The 20,704-nt window shown below is 57.2% G+C and carries 6 protein-coding genes; all 6 read right to left on the bottom strand.

Features of this window, described 5'->3' with window-relative positions; all coding sequences use genetic code 11:
- Nucleotides 1-31: 31 nt before the first annotated feature.
- The gene (locus I6L49_RS20975) at nucleotides 32-12,421 is read right to left on the bottom strand and encodes a retention module-containing protein (protein ID WP_254127531.1); all 12,390 of its coding nucleotides are present in this window, start codon (nucleotides 12,419-12,421) and stop codon (nucleotides 32-34) included.
- 263 nt (nucleotides 12,422-12,684) lie between these two features.
- Nucleotides 12,685-14,610 carry an EAL domain-containing protein gene (locus I6L49_RS03045; protein ID WP_042056178.1) on the bottom strand — a complete coding sequence of 642 codons (1,926 nt, stop codon included), beginning with the start codon at nucleotides 14,608-14,610 and terminating at the stop codon, nucleotides 12,685-12,687.
- Between the two features lie 3 nt (nucleotides 14,611-14,613).
- Nucleotides 14,614-15,366, bottom strand: coding sequence for a transglutaminase-like cysteine peptidase (locus I6L49_RS03040; RefSeq protein ID WP_202005534.1), 753 nt, complete (start codon nucleotides 15,364-15,366; stop codon nucleotides 14,614-14,616).
- Nucleotides 15,367-15,501: 135 nt separating this feature from the next.
- Nucleotides 15,502-16,827, bottom strand: coding sequence for a TolC family outer membrane protein (locus I6L49_RS03035; RefSeq protein ID WP_005359768.1), 1,326 nt, complete (start codon nucleotides 16,825-16,827; stop codon nucleotides 15,502-15,504).
- A gap of 37 nt (nucleotides 16,828-16,864) precedes the next feature.
- Nucleotides 16,865-18,298 carry an HlyD family type I secretion periplasmic adaptor subunit gene (locus I6L49_RS03030; RefSeq protein ID WP_196298564.1) on the bottom strand — a complete coding sequence of 478 codons (1,434 nt, stop codon included), beginning with the start codon at nucleotides 18,296-18,298 and terminating at the stop codon, nucleotides 16,865-16,867.
- Nucleotides 18,291-20,435, bottom strand: coding sequence for a type I secretion system permease/ATPase (locus I6L49_RS03025; RefSeq protein WP_005350980.1), 2,145 nt, complete (start codon nucleotides 20,433-20,435; stop codon nucleotides 18,291-18,293). The genes I6L49_RS03030 and I6L49_RS03025 overlap by 8 nt, the downstream gene beginning before the upstream one ends.
- Nucleotides 20,436-20,704 lie beyond the last annotated feature (269 nt).

Here is a 20,704-nt window from a genome sequence, read left to right as displayed (position 1 = left end):
GGGGCCAGGCAAGCCCGGCCCCGAGACAAGGTTACGGATCAACCTTCAAGTTACCGTCATCCAGCAACTTCTGAATAATCTGCAAGTCACTGTTACCCAGGGTCGTCAAGTCAATACTGTCAAATTTTATGACGTGGGTGGTTCCTCCATTCGTACCATCCAAATCAATAGTCAATGTTGATTTGTTTGTGCCTGGCCCATCACTACTGAAATTGAGGTACGCATCAAGCGAACCAGAGTTGGCATGTTCGCCAGTGAGCAGCTCGCTTATATCCAGCACATCTCCACCGTCACCAGTTGTGAAGTCTTTGATAACGTCCACACCACCGATATCACCCGCCCCCCACTTGAAGGTATCGCTGCCAGAGCCACCAACAAGAGTATCCGAGCCTAATCCACCGATCAGGATGTCATTACCTAATCCACCGATTAGCTGATCATCTCCGCCCAACCCCTTGAGTGTATCGTTATCGGCACTGCCATGTATGATGTCAGCCATAGCTGTGCCGGTGAACACATTGCCAGCTTCGATGGTGACATGCAGATTCACGCTCGAAGTGGCATCGTTGTCGGCATCCTGCACTACCACCTGGAAGTCGAGGTCCGCATCCACGGTGGTGGTCTGGGTCTTGATAAAGCCGATATCGGAGACCTTGACCACATCGTTGTCGCTTTGGTTGGCAAAGCTGGTGAGACCATCGAAACCATCATTGAAGTCGCGGTCATAGTTGAGCGCGACGCTGGTGGTGATGTCTTCGACCGACGTCAGGATCTGCGCCCCGTAGATCTGCCAGCTCTCACCGGCGGCGTTGTAGTCATTGCTCTCGATGACGATCGCACCATCGTTGTTGTCCAGGGTGATGCCATAGACGGCCAGGGCAGCCAGCGCCGTTGCACCGCTGAAATTGCGGTAGATGTCGCTGTTGCTGACGACCAGTGCCCTGGTGGTGGTAACACCTCCAGCTCCGACCAGCTTCAACACGATCACCAGATCATCATCATTGTCGATACCATCGAACTTCAGATAGACGCCATCAGCACGGCCGGTCGGGGTCAGCCCCAGGTTGCCGGTGGGGTTGGAGGTATAGAAGTTCAGGTCCAGCACTTCGCCCTTGCCAATGGTGTCGCCCGCCACCCCGTTCTCGCTGTTGGACAGAGAGACGTAGGAACTCGTCTGGGTGAAGGTCTCACCATTGACGAAGACGTTGGTGTTCGTGCCTCCCGTCTGCAGATTGTTGCTACCGGTGCCACCACCGGTCTCGGCGTAGCTCCTGAACTGCACGAAGAAGTCAGTGGCCAGCTGAGAAACCGCCACCTCCGGATTGGTGGTATCCACCGAGCTTCCACCCGGCACATAGCCCGTGATACCCAGCGAAGCGCTGGTTTTCAGCACCTGGAAGCCCTCGATCGGCCCGTCCAGCGTCACCGTGTAGGTGCCGTTCACCTTGTCGAAGGTCAGGGTACCGGTAGCCTCTTCCTTGACGCCGGGGTTGGCCGGGTTCGGCGCGTAGTCGAACTCGATATCGAAGGTCGCGGTGGTAGCGCTCTCCGACACCCAGGTCACCGATTGCGCGCTGATCGCCGTGCCACCGACATTGCCCGTCAGCATGATGGACTTGAAGTCCGAGTCCGCCGCACTGAAGGGACCACTGCCACGAGTATCGGCACCGGTGCTGTAGTCGAACACGCCGGTAGCTCCGCCCGGGTTGCCACTGTTGGAGTACACCAGGTTCGAGGTTGCCAGGATCGCCGGCACGTCGTCCTCGACCTGGATCAGCAGATCACCGGCCAGCGGCACCGGATTTCCGCCGTTGGTGGCCTTGACTGCCTCGGTCAGGTTCAGCGTGAGGATTTCGTTGTCGTTGCCGTTGGCCAGCGGGTGATCCAGCGGACCGCTGAGCGTGAAGGTGTAAGCGCCATTGGCCTGCACCACCAGGGTGAAGATAGTGGCCGCGCCCGCCATCGCCGTCAGGGTATTACCGACGACGTTGTAGGTGACAGCCACACCATCAGAGGTCAGGGTCGGCAAGAACGCCGGCGAACTCTGCAGGCTGAAGGTGGCAGGACCGTTGCCGATCAGCAGCTCGGTCAGGCTGCCGGTGGCAACCGTGGTCTGCAGATCGTTATCGGTAATACCACCGGGCAGTTCGTCCTCGTCCACCCTGCCGATCACCGGTGCAGCATCCTCGATATTGACCGTCAGCGTGGCCTGCGACGGGTCGCCGTCCTTGTCGATGATCACGTAGTCGAAGCTCTCGTTGGTATCCGACGCAACGCTCTGCGGCGCAACGTAGCTCCAGGTGCCATTGGTAAAGTTGAAGCTCAGTTTGCCGCCCAGATCGGTGACGATGTTGCTCAACTGGCTACCGGCGATGCTACCGCCCGTACTCACCGCAATGGTGCCCACGCCGTTCCAGGTGTAGGTAACCCCATCGATCTCGATCGACAGCACCCGACCGGCGCCATCGGCGCCAAAGGCATCGTCGTCACCGCCACCCACGACATTGTTGTTGCCGAGCAGGACGTTGCCGCTGACCGTGTTGCCGGATATCTGAGTGAGCAGCGCGTCGATCAGATCATCGAAGTCGGTCATCAGAATCGGCGAGCCGCTGCCATCCAGGTCGACATCCTGCAGCCGCGGCCCGTTGATGCCGCCACCCACCCCAATGGTGGTGACGTTGATGCCGTTACTGTCGATGAAGTTGTTCCAATCCGTCGCCGTGCCACTTTCCAGCGAGTTGTTGACACCGGTATCGACATTCGGATTGCCGTCGCTGATGAAGAATACCTGGTTGCTCCAACCCGGTATCGGGTTGTAGACATCCATGGTTTGCTCAACTGCCGCCGTGAAGTTGGTATTGCCGTTGAAGGGACGGTTGGCCAGGATACTGTCAATCAGCGACTCGAAGGCCGCCAGCGAACTGATCGCAGTGTAAGAAGTAGCCCCGGTGGAAAACGCCACGATAGTGATCTGCACGGTACCGTCGGTGCCGTTGAACAGCGCCTGGCCTGCCGCCCGCACAGCCGCCATCATGGTGGCGAACTCGGTACCGTTGATACTGCCGCTGGAATCCAGCACGAACGCGACGTTGAAGTCCTTGCCGCTGGACTCGGCAACGATAGCCGTGTCGTTCTTCGCCACCGGCGTATCGTCATCGACATTGATAGCCAACGTGCCGGTCGCGGTATCGCCATCGCCATCGTTCACTTTATAGTTCAGGGTAAACGCCTGGTTGTTCTCCTGATCAGCATTCGCATGTTGAATAGGCGAATTCTGCGTCACGCTATACGCCCCAGTAGCCGAGTTCAGGGTTACTGTCAGCACTGTGGTCGCCCCCTGTTTGACCAACAGAGCGCCTGCGGGATTCGTTTCATAAGTAAATCCAGCCGGCGCCCCCGTAGTCAGCCATTGCACACTGCCTGCGCCGTCAGCACCGAAGCTGTGGCCCAGAATTCCGCTGACGTTGACCGCGTTCGGGTCGTCGCCCGTGCCGCCAGCTATGCCGCCCGCCAGGGCATCATCGTCCAGTTGCACTGCTGTGTTGGCGCTGACCGTCGGGGTGTCGTCGTCGACGTTGATGGTCAGGCTGCCATCCACGCTGTCTTTGTCGGCATCGGTAACACGGTAGTTCAGCGTGAAGGTGGCGTTATTCTCGTCATTACCGTCGGCATGCTTGATCGGCGCATTCTGCGTCACGCTGTAGGCACCCGTGGCGCTGTTCAGCGTCACCGTCAGCACGGTCACTCCAGCCTGTTTGACCAGCAGTGAACCACCAGACCCCGCTTCATAGGTGTAACCGCCCGGTGCGCCACTGGTCAGCCACTGGATGCTACCAGCGCCGTCGGCACCGAAGCTGTGGCCCAGAATTCCGCTGACGTTGACCGCGTTCGGGTCGTCGCCCGTGCCGCCAGCTATGCCGCCCGCCAGGGCATCATCGTCCAGTTGCACTGCTGCGTTAGCGCTGACCGTCGGGATGTCGTCGTCGACGTTGATGGTCAGGCTGCCATCCACGCTGTCTTTGTCGGCATCGGTAACACGGTAGTTCAGCGTGAAGGTGGCGTTATTCTCGTCATTACCGTCGGCATGCTTGATCGGCGCATTCTGCGTCACGCTGTAGGCCCCCGTGGCGCTGTTCAGCGTCACCGTCAGCACGGTCACGCCAGCCTGATTGACCAGCAGTGAACCACCAGACCCCGCTTCATAGGTGTAACCGCCCGGTGCATCACTGGTCAGCCACTGGATGCTGCCAGCGCCGTCGGCACCGAAGCTGTGGCCCAGAATTCCGCTGACGTTGACCGCGTTCGGGTCGTCGCCCGTGCCGCCAGCTATGCCGCCCGCCAGGGCATCATCGTCCAGTTGCACTACTGCGTTGGCGCTGATACTCGGGCCATCGTCTTTGAAGCTGATAACTTTACCGATATCTAGTCGACCGCTAGTGTGGTCACCATCCTTATCGGTAACGGTCAGTGTCAAACTTATATGGCCAGAGCCGAGGAATTTGACTTCATCGGGATCAGAAGTCGGATGTTCAATAGCTCGTAATTGATCAAGAGTTACTTTACCGCTGCCGTCAACGCTAAGGTTAAACGCCAACTGACCGGTGGTTATAGTACGCCCTTCAATCGTTGAGCCATTCATAACTAGTCTGATCTGTTCACCTGTTGTTGTATCAATCAAGCCTGAATTTACATTTTGTATGCTCAAGCTGTAGCTCTGGGATCCCAGACCATCTGCCCCCGGCTGTACGTTGAACACACCACCAAAGTCAGCTGTTGCATCATGATTGAGGTTGGACTCATCGACCTGCAACTGCACAACACCGCCCCAAGTCACAGTGGTGCTGACATCGTTGTAGTCATAATCCGAGTTTGCGGTCATATCCTCCCAGTTCTGGTTGCCTGCGCTACCAGTATCCTGCAAATGTGAACCGCCAGGGTTGAGGCTGGCGTCGCTGAACACGATGTTGGCACCATCGGCACCACTCAACGCAGCGCTGCCAACGAATGCCTGCCACTTGCCATTAATAAACTGGAAAGTGACCGCGGCACCATCTACAAGACCGGGATTGGCACCTCCATTGGGGATAACAAAGAATCCGGTATGAGCAGGATCCAGCGAACTGATATCTGTCTGGCTTCCCACACTCTGACTGTGAACATTTGCCCAGATGACTTTGCCGGACAACGGGGTGCCATCATCACCTTTGATGTAATAGCCATAGCTATTTGAATAACCGGCGTTGCTACCCAGGAAGGTGACTGAGGAAGTCAGGGACAGCTCACCCACTTGGATTGTCGGCGTATCATCGTTAATGGTGACGGCAAGTACGCCGCTGGCACTATCCCCATCACCATCTGTCACCTTGTAGCCCACATTGAGGGTGAGATTATCTTCGGTATCAACCCCTGTGTGCATCAATGGCTGCAGAAGTTTCACCGAGTAGGCACCAGTACTCGGGTCAGTAATGGTGACCGTCATCAAGACACCGCGAGTGGAACTGATAGACAAGGTTCCACTTTGGGCATCCCACGTTGAGGTCACACTTTCACTTCCCAACGCAGTAGGCCCGGAGAGTTCAAGCGATTTGAGGCCATCAGCCCCGGCCTGATAAGCCAGATTGCCCGTGACGCTGGTATTGGCCCCTGCAACATCACCAGAACCGCCATTGATCCCGCCAACAAGGCCTTCATCGTCAAGTACCAAGGCAGCCTGAACATTGCTTGCTTTGGGGCCGTCATCCTCGAAGCGGAACACACCGTTGGCGCCAAGATCCACAGATGCTCTGGCGCTATCGCCATCGGCGTCGGTCACAGTTTGCACCAACGTCAGCACGCCCTTGCCCACACTCAGCGCCACGCTGTCATCTGCACTACTGGTATTGCCATGCCAGACGTTGTCCAGCAGGGCCAGGGTCACTTCCCCGGTGGTCGGGTCAATGGTCAGGGTGAAGTAGCTCACTGCACCGACACTACCGGTGATGACATTGCCCACCTGATTGAGCACGATGGCCGCACCCTGCCCGTTCACGGCCAGCGGGTCAACCGCATACAGGCCGCTTGCCACGTTGCTGCCGGTCAGCGCCAGGCGGTAGCCGATACTGCCTTGCCCATCCGCCCCGAAGGCCGGGTTGAACTGGGCCTGCACATTGGCGCCGCTCAGGGTGGCACTGGCCACTCCGTCACCACCAACGCCGCCCAGACTGACCAGGCTTTCATCCACGGTCGCGCCCAGAGCCGGCGCTTTCTCTGCCAGCTCGGCACGCGGGCCATCGTCCTCAAAGCGGAACACGTCGTTGGCGCCCAGATCCACAGACGCGCTGGCCCGATCGCCATCGGCATCAGTCACGGTCTGCACCAGCGTCAGCACGCCCTCGTCCACGCTCAGCGCCACGCTGTCATCCGCACTGGTAGTGTCGCCATGCCAGACGTTGTCCAGCAGTTCCAGGGTCACTTCCCCGGTGGTCGGGTCAATGGTCAGGGTGAAGTAGTCCACCCCACCGGCGCTGCCGGTGATAACGTTACCCGCCTGATTGAGCACGATAGCCGCGCCCTGGCCGTTGGCGGCCAGCGGGTCGACTGCATACAGGCCGCTCGCCACGTTACTGCCGGTCAGCGACAGGCTGTAACCGATGCTGCCCGCCCCGTCGGCCCCGAAGGCCGGGGCAAACTGCGCCCGCACGTCATCCGCACTCAGGGTGGCACTGGCCACTCCGTCACCACCAACGCCGCCCAGACTGATCAGGCTTTCATCCACGGTCGCGCCCAGAGCCGGCGCTTTCTCTGCCAGCCCGGCACGCGGGCCATCGTCCTCAAAGCGGAACACGCCGTTGGCGCCCAGGTCCACAGACGCGCTGGCGCTATCGCCGTCGGCATCGGTCACGGTCTGCACCAACGTCAGCACGCCCTGACCCACGGTCAGCGCCACGCTGTCATCCGCACTGGTAGTGTCGCCATGCCAGACGTTGTCCAGCAGTTCCAGGGTCACTTCCCCGGTGGTCGGGTCAATGGTCAGGGTGAAGTAGTCCACCCCACCGGCGCTGCCGGTGATAACGTTACCCGCCTGATTGAGCACGATAGCCGCGCCCTGGCCGTTGGCGGCCAGCGGGTCGACTGCATACAGGCCGCTCGCCACGTTACTGCCGGTCAGCGACAGGCTGTAACCGATGCTGCCCGCCCCGTCGGCCCCGAAGGCCGGGGCAAACTGCGCCCGCACGTCATCCGCACTCAGGGTGGCACTGGCCACTCCGTCACCACCAACGCCGCCCAGACTGACCAGGCTTTCATCCACGGTCGCGCCCAGGCTCGGCGCTCCCACCGCCAGCCCGGCCCGCGGGCCGTCATCCTCGAAGCGGAACACGCCGTTGGCGCCCAGGTCCACAGACGCGCTGGCGCTATCGCCGTCGGCATCGGTCACGGTCTGCACCAACGTCAGCACGCCCTGACCCACGGTCAGCGCCACGCTGTCATCTGCATTGGTGGTGTTGCCATGCCAGACGTTGTCCAGCAGTTCCAGCGTCACTTCCCCGGTGGTCGGGTCGATGCTCAGAGTGAAGTAGTCCACCCCACCGGCGCTGCCAGTGATGACATTACCCACCTGATTGAGCACGATAGTCGCGCCCTGGCCGTTGGCGGCCAGCGGGTCGACTGCATACAGGCCGCTCGCAACGTTGCTGCCGGTCAGCGCAAGGCTGTAGCCGATACTGCCTTTCCCATCTGCCCCGAAGGCTGATACAAACTGTGCCTGCACGTCACCCGCACTCAGGCTGGCACTGGCCACTCCGTCACCACCAACGCCGCCCAGACTGACCAGGCTTTCATCCACGGTTGCACCCAGACGCGGGGCTTCTTCTGCCAGCCCGGCACGCGGGCCATCGTCCTCAAAGCGGAACACGTCGTTGGCGCCCAGATCCACAGACGCGCTGGCCCGATCGCCATCGGCGTCGGTCACAGTTTGCACCAGCGTCAGCACGCCCTCGTCCACGCTCAGCGCCGCGCTGTCATCCGCACTGGTAGTGTCGCCATGCCAGACGTTGTCCAGCAGTTCCAGCGTCACTTCCCCGGTGGTCGGGTCGATGCTCAGAGTGAAGTAGTCCACCCCACCGGCGCTGCCAGTGATGACATTACCCACCTGATTGAGCACGATAGCCGCGCCCTGGCCGTTGGCGGCCAGCGGGTCGACTGCATACAGGCCGCTCGCCACGTTACTGCCGGTCAGCGCCAGGCTGTAACCGATGCTGCCCGCCCCGTCGGCCCCAAAGGCCGGGTTGAACTGGGCCTGCACGTCGGCCGCACTCAGGCTGGCACTGGCCACCCCGTCGCTGCCAACGCCGCCCAGGCTGACCAGGCTTTCATCCACGGTCGCCCCCAGGCTCGGCGCTTCCACCGCCAGCCCGGCCCGCGGGCCGTCATCCTCGAAGCGGAACACGCCGTTGGCGCCCAGGTCCACAGACGCGCTGGCGCTATCGCCGTCGGCATCGGTCACGGTCTGCACCAACGTCAGCACGCCCTCGTCCACGCTCAGCGCCGCGCTGTCATCTGCATTGGTGGTGTTGCCATGCCAGACGTTGTCCAGCAGTTCCAGCGTCACTTCCCCGGTGGTCGGGTCGATGCTCAGAGTGAAGTAGTCCACCCCACCGGCGCTGCCAGTGATGACATTACCCACCTGATTGAGCACGATAGTCGCGCCCTGGCCGTTGGCGGCCAGCGGGTCGACTGCATACAGGCCGCTCGCAACGTTGCTGCCGGTCAGCGCCAGGCTGTAGCCGATGCTGCCTTTCCCATCTGCCCCGAAGGCCGGCGCGAACTGGGCCTGTACGTCGGCCGCACTCAGGCTGGCACTGGCCACCCCGTCACCGCCAACGCCGCCCAGACTGGCCAGGCTTTCATCCACGGTTGCACCCAGACGCGGGGCTTCTTCTGCCAGCCCGGCACGCGGGCCGTCATCCTCGAAGCGGAACACGCCGTTGGCGCCCAGGTCCACAGACGCGCTGGCGCTATCGCCGTCGGCATCGGTCACGGTCTGCACCAGGGTCAGCACACCCTGACCCAGCGTCAGTGCCACGCTGTCATCCGCATTGGTGGTGTCGCCGTGCCAGACGTTGTCCAGCAGAGCCAAGGTCACTTCCCCGGTGCTCGGGTTGATGGTCAGGGTGAAGTAGTCCACCCCACCGGCGCTGCCGGTGATAACGTTACCCGCCTGATTGAGCACAATAGCCGCGCCCTGGCCGTTGGCGGCCAGCGGGTCAACCGCATACAGACCGCTCACCACATCGCTGCCGGTCAGCGCCAGGCTGTAGCCGATGCTGCCTTTCCCATCTGCCCCGAAGGCCGGCGCGAACTGGGCCTGCACGTCGGCCGCACTCAGGCTGGCACTGGCCACCCCGTCGCTGCCAACGCCGCCCAGGCTGACCAGGCTTTCATCCACGGTCGCCCCCAGAGCCGGCGCTTTCTCTGCCAGCCCGGCACGCGGGCCGTCATCCTCGAAGCGGAACACGCCGTTGGCGCCCAGGTCCACAGACGCGCTGGCGCTATCGCCGTCGGCATCGGTCACGGTCTGCACCAGGGTCAGCACACCCTGACCCAGCGTCAGTGCCACGCTGTCATCCGCATTGGTGGTGTCGCCGTGCCAGACGTTGTCCAGCAGAGCCAAGGTCACTTCCCCGGTGCTCGGGTTGATGGTCAGGGTGAAGTAGTCCACCCCACCGGCGCTGCCGGTGATAACGTTACCCGCCTGATTGAGCACAATAGCCGCGCCCTGGCCGTTGGCGGCCAGCGGGTCAACCGCATACAGACCGCTCACCACATCGCTGCCGGTCAGCGCCAGGCTGTAGCCGATGCTGCCTTTCCCATCTGCCCCGAAGGCCGGCGCGAACTGGGCCTGCACGTCGGCCGCACTCAGGCTGGCACTGGCCACCCCGTCGCTGCCAACGCCGCCCAGGCTGACCAGGCTTTCATCCACGGTCGCCCCCAGAGCCGGCGCTTTCTCTGCCAGCCCGGCACGCGGGCCGTCATCCTCGAAGCGGAACACGCCGTTGGCGCCCAGGTCCACAGACGCGCTGGCGCTATCGCCGTCGGCATCGGTCACGGTCTGCACCAACGTCAGCACGCCCTGACCCACGGTCAGCGCCACGCTGTCATCTGCATTGGTGGTGTTGCCATGCCAGACGTTGTCCAGCAGTTCCAGCGTCACTTCCCCGGTGGTCGGGTCGATGCTCAGAGTGAAGTAGTCCACCCCACCGGCGCTGCCAGTGATGACATTACCCACCTGATTGAGCACGATAGTCGCGCCCTGGCCGTTGGTGGCCAGCGGGTCAACCGCATACAGACCGCTCGCAACGTTGCTGCCGGTCAGCGCCAGGCTGTAGCCGATGCTGCCTTTCCCATCTGCCCCGAAGGCCGGCGCGAACTGGGCCTGTACGTCGGCCGCACTCAGGCTGGCACTGGCCACCCCGTCACCGCCAACGCCGCCCAGACTGGCCAGGCTTTCATCCACGGTTGCACCCAGACGCGGGGCTTCTTCTGCCAGCCCGGCACGCGGGCCATCATCATCGAAGCTGAATACCGACCGCTCGCCCGCAATCAAACTGACAGTGGCACTGTCGGTCACGCTATCGCCATCTCCGTCCACACGGGTCACGCTGTATTGCAGTCCCAGACTGTTCTGTCCACTGAGCAGCAGCAACAGTGATTCATCAAACAAACCGGTGTTGTCATGAGACAAGGCTTCAAACTGGGTGGTCTGCAGTTGGGATACCCCATCTACCACCACAATCTTGATGCTGAAGACCACATCTCCTTCACCATCAACCCCTTGCAGCTCGGTCGCGCTCACTGCATTGAGGGTAATCTCACCACCTTTGGTGGCCGACAGGTTGGTGGCAACCCCCGCTTCGCCAATTCCGACAAAGCTGAAACTGCCGGTGATGCTACCTGCACCATCAGCACCGTAGCTGCCACTGCTGGTAAACAGTGACAGCAAACCACCTTCAATCGCAGTTGTAGCCCGGGCCAGTGCACCCTCTACGTCATCACTGACATAGCCGTCATTCACATCACTTTCGCTGTAGGTATCCTCTTTGCCAACCGTCTCATCCAGACTGGCCGACAATCCACCCAAATTAGCCTCTTCGGCCACCCCCACATCCTGGATAGGCACATCATCCTGAATAACGATGTCCAATGTTGCGCTGGCTGTATCACCGTCATCATCAGTCAAGGTCACCGTTAGGCTCTCACCCAATTGCAGGTCAGAAGCGGGTTGTTGATGAGCTTCATTATCAAGGAGGGTATAGCTGTAGGAGACACTGCCGTTACCGGTAACGGGATCGTAGGTTATTGCGGTGATTTGCAATCCATTGCCCAGCGGTGTCTCAATAGATACAGGCAGAGCAACCACAGTGCCATTGCTGATCAACTGGATCACCCCGATCGCCAGCGTTTGCACGCCATCGGGGGCGCTGAAGGTAAATACTCCACCTTGAGTCAACGCTGTCGCATTGGGGGTTGAACCATCCGCCAGATTGGCATCACTGACCAACACCTCTCCCCCTTCCAGGGTAAGCCCATCAAGGCCAACCTCCTCATCTACCGGAGTAATGGAGATAACGAGTGTTGAAGTCACTGTATCCTGGCCATCAGTTACCTGATAGTTCACCGGGGGAACTGCACCATCATAGTTAGGAGCCGGAGTAAAGGTATAGCTCCCATCCGGATTGATGATCAGCGTGCCCACTCCGGTAATGGTGGCAGCAACACCGGCAGGGACTCCGATATTGATACCCCAGTCATATGAAACGATAGAGGCATCAGCGGGTCCATCTGGATTGGTACTATTGTCGAGCAAATTCCCACTGACCTGAGTGTCTTCCAGGGTTACGGCGGTTTCGCCCAAATCATCAAGCTGATTTTCAAGTATCAAATCTTCGGCCTGATTTTCATTGATGACAGCGGCCGTATCGTAGGTGGTATCAAACCCTGCAGCCGCTATCGTGGCATCGCCAGTTCGATCAATTGTGACGAAACCACCATTACCACTGGCCCCCGCAACCCCACCAATACCGCCACCACCACCGGCCGCTGGAGCCCCACCAGCAGCAGAAGCCTCAAAGTTTTGAGTCGGGTCAACACCCTGCAGAATCGATTCTTGCAATGCGGCAATATCTGAAGGTGCGCCTTCCTGGCTGGCCGCCACTTGCGGTTGAGCAGGTTCAGCGGACTCGGAACCGGCCGGAACATCCGATGCTGGAGTATCGTCATAAGGGGAAAGAGCCAGCTTGGCGTCATCAGCTATGGCCAATTTTGCTCCGGGTTGGAGAATTTCCCCTTTTTGCAGAGGGCGGCTGCTTCCATCAGCCAGCACAATCTCCACATTGCCTTCTATAGCTGAGACAACCACGGACTTGTCGATGATTTGGGTACGCATATCCATTGCTCCAAGGTGACAGATCTTGATGTCTACACCGTAGAAGGAGATAGCGCGCTGTTCCGTTGCAAAAAAGCGTACGTTCGAGAGGAATTCAACAAATGGACGGAAAAAAATCGAAGAGTTGGAATTTCTTAATACAAATCAGAACCCTAGACACAGCTCCATTCAAAGCTGACCTTGAGTTGGTTATAGAAAAATGGCGAAAAGAGAAGTGACTGGTATAAAAAAGGCCCCTATCGGGGCCATTTCAAACATTTAGTTCAAGACAATGGGAAGGCAGGATGAACAAATCCCTGGTAACCATCGATATGCAACTTGGAAAGCAGTTCCACTTGATGTTGATCCTCGACACGGGTCGCAATGGTGGTCACACCGGCATTGTGTGCGGCGCGACACACTGCTGCCAGGAATGAGGTGTCAGCCCCCGGCTCCATGACCTGACTGGTATAACCGTGATCGACCTTGACATAAGCCGGCGACAGCTCTTCCAGATAGCCCAGAGACTGGAAGTGACGACCATAGTGGTCAACCCCCCACTGAAAGCCATGAGCTTGCAAGGTGCCAACCAACGCAGCCACGTTGTCTTTATGTTTCATGATGGCAGCTTCAGGTATTTCAAATAACAACCGCTCTTTGAGCTCTGCATGCTCGGTCAGATAGCGCGTCAGCCAGGTTAAAAATTCATCCGAGCAGAGCGAGCCAGCAGTGATGTTGATCGCCAGTACCAGATCAGACTGTTTTTGCAGTAATGGAACGCAAGCATCAAGCACCGCCTGGTCAAACTCGCCACCCAATTTGAACTGTTCAATCGCGGGCAAGAACTGACCGGCAAAATAATCTGTGCCATCGCGAGAGATAGAAGCAAACAGCTCGGCATGCAACCTTGCTCCATTATCAAACCGGCAAGCTGGTTGTGCTTTAAAGCGCCAAAGTTGTCGTGAAATAGCATCTTGTACCAGATCTCGCCAGGCCAAACGCCCCATCAAACCTTGCTCGGTACCCCCTTCCATCACCACAGCACCACGGCGCTCATTGCGCGCCTTGCCAAGCGCATTATCGGCTTTGGTCAACAAGGCAGAGAGATCATCATTGCCATCACGACCGGCAATACCGATGACGGAGAGCGCATCCCCTTCGCCCATTGGATTCACCACCAGATCGGCAATGCGGCTATTAATCACTTCAGCCAGCTCTTTTAGCTGAGTCAGATCGTCAGTTGGACAGAGCAGCGCATATTCCGTCGCGGAGATCCGTGCCAAGGCTGCGCCATCCCACCCTTTTAATTGCTCTTTCAAAGCCTGAGCTATCGATTTGACCATGTTGTCACGGGCAGCAAAGCCTTCATCGCGATAGATATCATCCAGCATGTCGACCGCAACCAACATGACGCCACCTTGGCCAGCCTCCGCTATCCATGCGTTTACCTGACCCACAAAATAGGCTCGGTTGCCAAGCCCCGACACGGCATCGACATAAACCCGCTCGCGCAATTTCTCGGCCTCATCGGCTTGCTCTTTGAACTGCAACGCCAACTTGCTTGAGAGGGTGTTGATCGCCTGAACGACCTGCTTCAATTCATGGGTTTTAGGCTCCGGGATCGTATGACCGAAATGGTGCAGCTCAATCTCGACGGCTTGATCACAGATCTGTTTGAGTGGCTTGAGCAAGTAGTTGAGTGCTCTCATCAACAAAATGGTGGTGATCAAAAAGCCTACCAGAAACCAGCTCGCCAGCTCGCTCATACCCCGCCACAACTCGTAATAAGCCTGGCCGGGGTGACCCACTACTTTTAATTTTCCAAGCTGCAACCAGCCAGACGTCAGAATTGACTCGTTGGATACCTCAGGAAACAGTCCCAAATTTACAAACCACCGCGGTACCCCCTGAATATTATTGGTATTTTCCTGCTCGATGACATCCTTTGATGCCAGTAGATCCAGGCGAACCAATCGATAATAGCCACCATCAAAAATGGCCTGGATCACCGACTCGGCACCGACCTTGTCACCGTTTTCCAGATAGGGGGTGAGCGCAAGCCCCAGCGAGGTTGCCGTATTGATGACCGTTGTTTCCTGTTGCTGCGCAAGATAAGTGCGGGTTGAATTGAATTGCACCCAGTATGTGGCCGCAAATAACAATCCAAACAGCAGCAGCATGGTGGCTAATAACTGTCGATAGAGCGTCATAGGTTAATCATCCAAATTCACCACTGGCCGAGCCAATCGCCCCGAGGTCATGCGATTGCGTAAATCATTCCATAATCCCAAGCGGGATGATTGACCAGCCAGTTCCCCTTGGCCTCGTGCCTTCATCAACCACAAGTGACTACCGTTAAAACTGTAAATAGGCACCAGATCACGCCGCTGTGTGGCAGGGCGAATCGAGCCTATCAAATTATCCAAAATAACCGGAACGGAAGAGGGTGTCTCATAATATGCCACCACCATGTGAAACTGGTTGTAATCAAGAGCCTTTACGTACACCATCCGCATTTTATCATCCGGGATCCCAAGCTCGAGCAGCGTAGAGTATTTGGCGATACTGAAATCTTCACAGTCTCCCCCAGCGGCTCCCAAAAATTCCAGCGGGGTTGCCCAATAATCCTTTTTGCGCCACAACTTGATATCGTCAATAAAACGCATCCGATTGAAAAAATTATTAACCCGCTCAAGCTTTTTTTCTTCGCTCAGGGCCCTGCCCTTCGTCTCCATGACCAACATACGCCAACTGGTTACACGCTTACCGGCTTTGGCGCCATAGGTCTGCTCCGCCCGTTTGATCAAGTTGAGATCTTCCTGTGGCAGAGGCTGACTGGCACAGAGCAGAAGTGAGAAGGGTAACAGCAGGATCCACAAGGAGTGGCGCAGAGCGCGTAGCGATCGGTATCTCCATTCATTGAGAAGATAACACCATCGGCTACCGGTACCACGCTGGAGTGTCACGTCATATTCCTGCTGCATTATTACGGCTGCACTCCTCAAAGCTCGTACAACAACCTGCGTTAGCCAAACATGGTGACTGCCAGCAGCAGTCACCATGTTGGCGTTCATGATCCCAGCGGGATCATGAACAAACGGTTATTGCCTGGCCTGCCATTCAGCGGGTTGTTTGACGCTAAATGCATTGAGCAGACTACCTGTCGCGTTGAGAATGCGATAGTCAGCCAGCAGTGCATCATACTCAGCGGTGATATAGCTGCGACGCGCCTCGAACAGTTCGTTCTCGGTGTTCAATACGTCCAGCAATGTCCGTTGACCCAAACCAAACTGCTTCTTGTATGCCTGTACGGTGTCATAGCTGGCGTCAACATGCTCTTTCAGGAAGGTCTTCTGCTTGGCCAGCGACTCTTTCGCGTTCCAGGCCAGACGAGTGCCTTCCTCAACCTGGCGAAACGCATTCAAATGAATGTCTTTCGCCTGAGAGTAGAGCGCCGATGTTGCATTGCTCTCTGCCACATCAGAACCGCCACGGAACAGGTTGTAACGCATGCGCACCATTGCGGTCAGATCATCGTTGCGCCCTTTGACCGCATCGATATCCTCATTCCAGTTCTGATCGACCTCGAATGTTACATTCGGGTAGAAACCGGATTTAGCGCCTTCATGTTGATACTTGGCTGCTTCGATATCCTGCAGAGAAGAGAGCAGGGTCGGGTGGACTTCGGTCGCCGTTTTCAGCGCACTATCGAGGCTGGTCGGTATAAGCTCGGTATTGGGAACCGGCTGTACCAGATCTTTTGGTACCTCGTTCACGACACGAATAAATTCACTCTCTGCGTCGCGATAGTTGTTTTCAGCAGCGGCCTGATTTGAATAGGCCCGGGCAACACGACCTTCAATCTGGGTCTGATCCGCAGTAGAGCCAAGCCCTGAATCAGTCCGCTTGCTGATGTCGCTGCGGATCTGTTCGTGGGTTTCCAGGTTTTGTTTGGAAAGCTCCAGGATCTCCTGCTGGCGCAGCATATTGAGGTAGACCTCAGCTACTCGCAGCGCGGTATTTTCAGCTTCAGAGATCATCGCCAGACGCTGGGCATTGGCTTCAGCTTCGGTTCTGGAGACGTTGTTGCTGACATCAAAGCCATCAAACAACATTTGCCGCAGACTCAATCCTGCCTCTTTGCGAGTCATGGAATCATCAATATTGCTGTTGGCACTTGCAGCGCGGGTAGAAGGGCTGTCAGTTTTTTCATAGCCTACGCCGCCACGCAGATCGATCGTAGGATAATAGCCACCCTTGGCTCCATCATGCTGATAGAGTCGTGCCTGATACAGATCAAACGCTTCCTTGATCTTGGGATGCGTAGCAAGTGTCTGTGCCACCGACTCTTCCAGAGTCTGGGCCTGACCCAAACTCGGGATCAGGATGCAGCCACTGACCAGCATGGCAACAATCGTTTTTTTCATGTTATCTCCAGTCATGTTTTGTTTTTAGATTGTTGGCTTATCGTTCTCTCAGTGCCGACTGCTTTGCCCGTAAAATCGGCTTAAGCAAATAGTCTAGGACACTTTTTTTACCAGTAATGATATCAGCACTGGCTAACATACCGGGGATGATGGGAAGTGCGTTAAGCTCATCGCCCAAGTAACTCTTCTCTGTCCGAACCCGAACCAGATAAAAGGAGTTCCCCTCCTCATCCTGGATCGAATCCGCACTTATCTGTTCAACCTTGCCATGCAATCCTCCATAGATTGTAAAGTCGTAGGCAGTAATTTTGACGATGGCATCCAGCCCCGGTCGCAGGAAGGCGATATCTTTCGGTGACACCTTGGCTTCTACCAGCAAGGTATCCTCCAGCGGCACAATCTCCATCAAATCCATGCCGGGCTGAACCACGCCGCCCAGGGTGTTGATCTTGAGCTTCTTGATGGTGCCCTTGAGCGGTGCAATCACGCTGGTCCGGTCTACCCTGTCTCGCAAGCCAACCTGCCCTTCTGATAACTGGCCAAGCCGCCCTTGTTTCTCATTCAGTTCAGTCTGGGAATCTGCTCTGAACTTCAACGCAATATCATTACGCTTGGAGATGGTCTCACGCAGTACCGAATTGAGTTTTGGGATCAGCAGACGGTTGCTCTCCAGCTCCCCCTGCATCTCGTTGACCTGCCGCTCCAGCTTGATTAGCTCCACTTGAGGCACTATACCTTCTTTCGCCAACGGACGGCTAATATTCAGTTCCTGTCTGGCCAAATCCACACTGCGATTCACGGTGCGGATCTTGGCATTCAGTTCAATCAGCTCCTGCTCTTTCTGTTCGATTTGCTGACCAAGAATATAGAGCTGGTTCTTCAGATTATTGAGGCGATCCCGCTGTACAGACCGCTCACGGTGTGCGTATTCGGCAAAGACGGTTTCATAACCATCAGGAAACTGGATTGGCGCTTCACCTACCACGACTTGTTCACGCCACCCCAGTGCCGGGTCGTTTTTCACCTCGACGCTGGCCATCTCGGCGCGCAGACGGGCCACATCCCCCTTGAGGGTGACTACTTCTTGCTCCCGTTCTCTAAAGTCGGAGCGGAAACGGGTGTCATCAATGCGCAGCAGCGGCTGCCCCTTTTCGACGATATCCCCCTCTTTGACGAAGATCTCTTTGACGATCCCCCCTTCCAGGTTCTGAATCACCTGCAGCTGACGGGACGGAATAACCTTGCCCTGACCCACAGTGACTTCATCCAGTTCGGCCCAGGCCGCCCAGACGATGGCACTCATGAAAAAGAGGAAACAGCACCATAGCAGGATACGAGCTCCGGTCGGCGTGGTCAGCAGCACAGCTGCAGCGCCGTCATCGACAAACTCCAGATGCTCGGGTGCCGGCAATACCTCGCCGGAAGGCGTCTTTTTGCTGCGCTTGAACCTGTCCATGAGCCCCTTAACCATGGGACACCTCCTGCACGCGCACCTTGCCTTCCTTCAACTGCTGCAACACCACCTCTTTGGGGCCATCAGCAACGATCTGCCCCTGCTCGATAACGATCACTCGCGATGCCACATCCAGCATCGAGGTTTTGTGAGTGATGAGGATCAATGTGGTTTCCGGGCCCAGTCTGGCTAGCTCCTGTTTGACCTGCATCTCGGACTGGTTGTCCATGTTGGAGGTCGGCTCATCCATCACCAGAATGGGGGGGTCATTGAGCAGGGCGCGAGCCAGCAGGATCGACTGACGCTGGCCACCGGAGAGCTGACGCCCCCCCTCACCTATCTGCCGATCCAGCCCGTTGGGATCCCGGTTGGTAAAGTTGGTGACACCCGCCCGCTTGGCGGCGCGCAAGACTCTCACATCATCCACCAGCGGATTACCCAGCATGATGTTGTCCCGCACAGATCCGAAAAAGAGAATGACATCTTGCGGAACACAGCCGATATTGCGACGGATCACCGCAGGTGGCAGTTGATCGAGTTCAAAGCCGTCGATACGTACCGAGCCATCGGTCGGTCGATACAGTCCCATCAACAACTTCTCGAGGGTCGTTTTACCCGCCCCAATCCGGCCGATAATCGCCACCTTTTCGCCCGGCTGAATGCGCAAATTGATATTGTGCAGGGTGCTGGTTTCCATGCCGGGATATTTGAAGGAGACATTTTCAAATTCAATTCGACCGGCAATCACCGGATGATGGATATATTGCTTGCCCTCCTCCTGCTCTCCCGGGGTTTGCATGATTTTTTCCAGAATATCCAGTGCAGATTTGGCTTGGTTATAACGGGTCGACAACACGGAGAGTTGCACCATAGGTGCAATGGCGCGGCTGGAGAGCATCACGGCGGCAATCATGCCCCCCATGGTGACCAAGCCTTCCGAGATCTGGTAAACACCGACGATCACCAGACCAACCGTCACCACCTGCTGAATATAACTGGCCAGCGAGGACATGGAGTTGGTAATGCGGCGGGTCTGTACGCCCCAGGTGGAAATATGGGAGACGGCCTGCTCCCAGCGATGCTGGAACATGCTCTCGGCGCCGAAAATCTTGACGGTTTCCAGCCCGGAAATACTTTCAATCAGGTTGGCGTTCTTCTGGGACGCCAGGCGTGACCCCTCTTCGATGGACTGCTTGAGGGGCTCCTGAATATAGAAGCTGTAGGCGATGAGGATCAGCATGGCGACGATGGGGACAACCACCATCACACCGGCAAACATCCAGATAATAAAAAGGAAGAAGACGGCAAAAGGCAGATCGATAAGAGTAGAAACCGTTGCGGAGGTGAAAAACTCCCGCACCGATTCAAATTCCTGCAGATGTTTGGCGAACGCGCCGGTGGAAGCGGGACGAGACTCCATCCGCATGCCCATCACCTTGGCGAAGATCTTGGCGGACAGTAGCACATCAGACTTTTTACCGGCAATGTCGATAAAGTAACTACGCAACTGCCGCATCACAAAATCGAAGGTAAAGACCACCATGGCCCCGACCGCCAGCACCCAGAGCGAATCAAACGCCAGATTGGGCACAATCTTGTCATAAACGTTCATGGTAAAGAGCGGACTGGCGATGGCAAACAGGTTGATCAGAATGGAGGCGATCAGCACATCGCGATAGATGCCGCGGGATTCGAACAAGGTGCTCCAGAACCAGTGTCCATCACGGGTTTCCAGTACCTTGGGCGAGCGCTCGTCAAACTTGAACTGCTTCTTTACATAGAAGAGGCGTCCCAGATACTCATCACCCAATTGGGCTGCAGTCAGCCATTGCGCGGCATCACCGGCCTGCGGGAAAATCACTTTCCCCTGGCTGCGATCTTCGTTCCACTCCAGCAAAATGCAGGCGCCACCACTGCGCATCTGCAATACACAAGGCAGCAGCAAGGGAGAAATATCGGCCAGTGGCTGTATCACTTCACGGGCGGATAACCCGCCCCGCTCGGCAGCACGGCAAAAGAGTGCGGTTGTCAGGCGTCCGGAGACCAGTGGCAACCCGGTCGTCAGGGCATCCTGACTATTGGGCACACCATAAAAACGGGTCAAGAAGACCAGACACTCCAATAACTCATCAATACGACTTGTTTCTGCTTGCATAGCATCCTGTCACTGCATAAATGAGGTAGATAAGAGCGTTCATCGCTCATATTTCCCTGCTATAGCCACGCTAAAACCGAGTGGCCTTCCCGCTGATAAGACTGATCAGGGGATAAACCTGTCCAGATAGATCGCGACACTCATCCCCAATTTCCCGGCACAGCAGCAATGGCGGCATGAATCGTTATTGGTAAAAATAATCGGCTCATCAACACCATGCTAACACTGCAATCAGGGTGAATGTCGGAGTTAATTGATAATGACATTTA

The sequence above is a fragment of the Aeromonas sp. FDAARGOS 1419 genome, assembly GCF_019047045.1.
Lineage (GTDB): Bacteria > Pseudomonadota > Gammaproteobacteria > Enterobacterales > Aeromonadaceae > Aeromonas > Aeromonas veronii.
This window is presented reverse-complemented; position numbering and strand designations above follow the sequence as displayed.

What these genes read in the sequence shown, in the direction of transcription:
- I6L49_RS03045 (WP_042056178.1), bottom strand. Translation starts at nt 14,610, where the DNA reads ATGACGCTCTATCGACAGTTATTAGCCACCATGCTGCTGCTGTTTGGA.
- I6L49_RS03035 (WP_005359768.1), bottom strand. Translation starts at nt 16,827, where the DNA reads ATGAAAAAAACGATTGTTGCCATGCTGGTCAGTGGCTGCATCCTGATC.
- I6L49_RS03025 (WP_005350980.1), bottom strand. Translation starts at nt 20,435, where the DNA reads ATGCAAGCAGAAACAAGTCGTATTGATGAGTTATTGGAGTGTCTGGTC.
- I6L49_RS20975 (WP_254127531.1), bottom strand. Translation starts at nt 12,421, where the DNA reads ATGCGTACCCAAATCATCGACAAGTCCGTGGTTGTCTCAGCTATAGAA.
- I6L49_RS03030 (WP_196298564.1), bottom strand. Translation starts at nt 18,298, where the DNA reads ATGGTTAAGGGGCTCATGGACAGGTTCAAGCGCAGCAAAAAGACGCCT.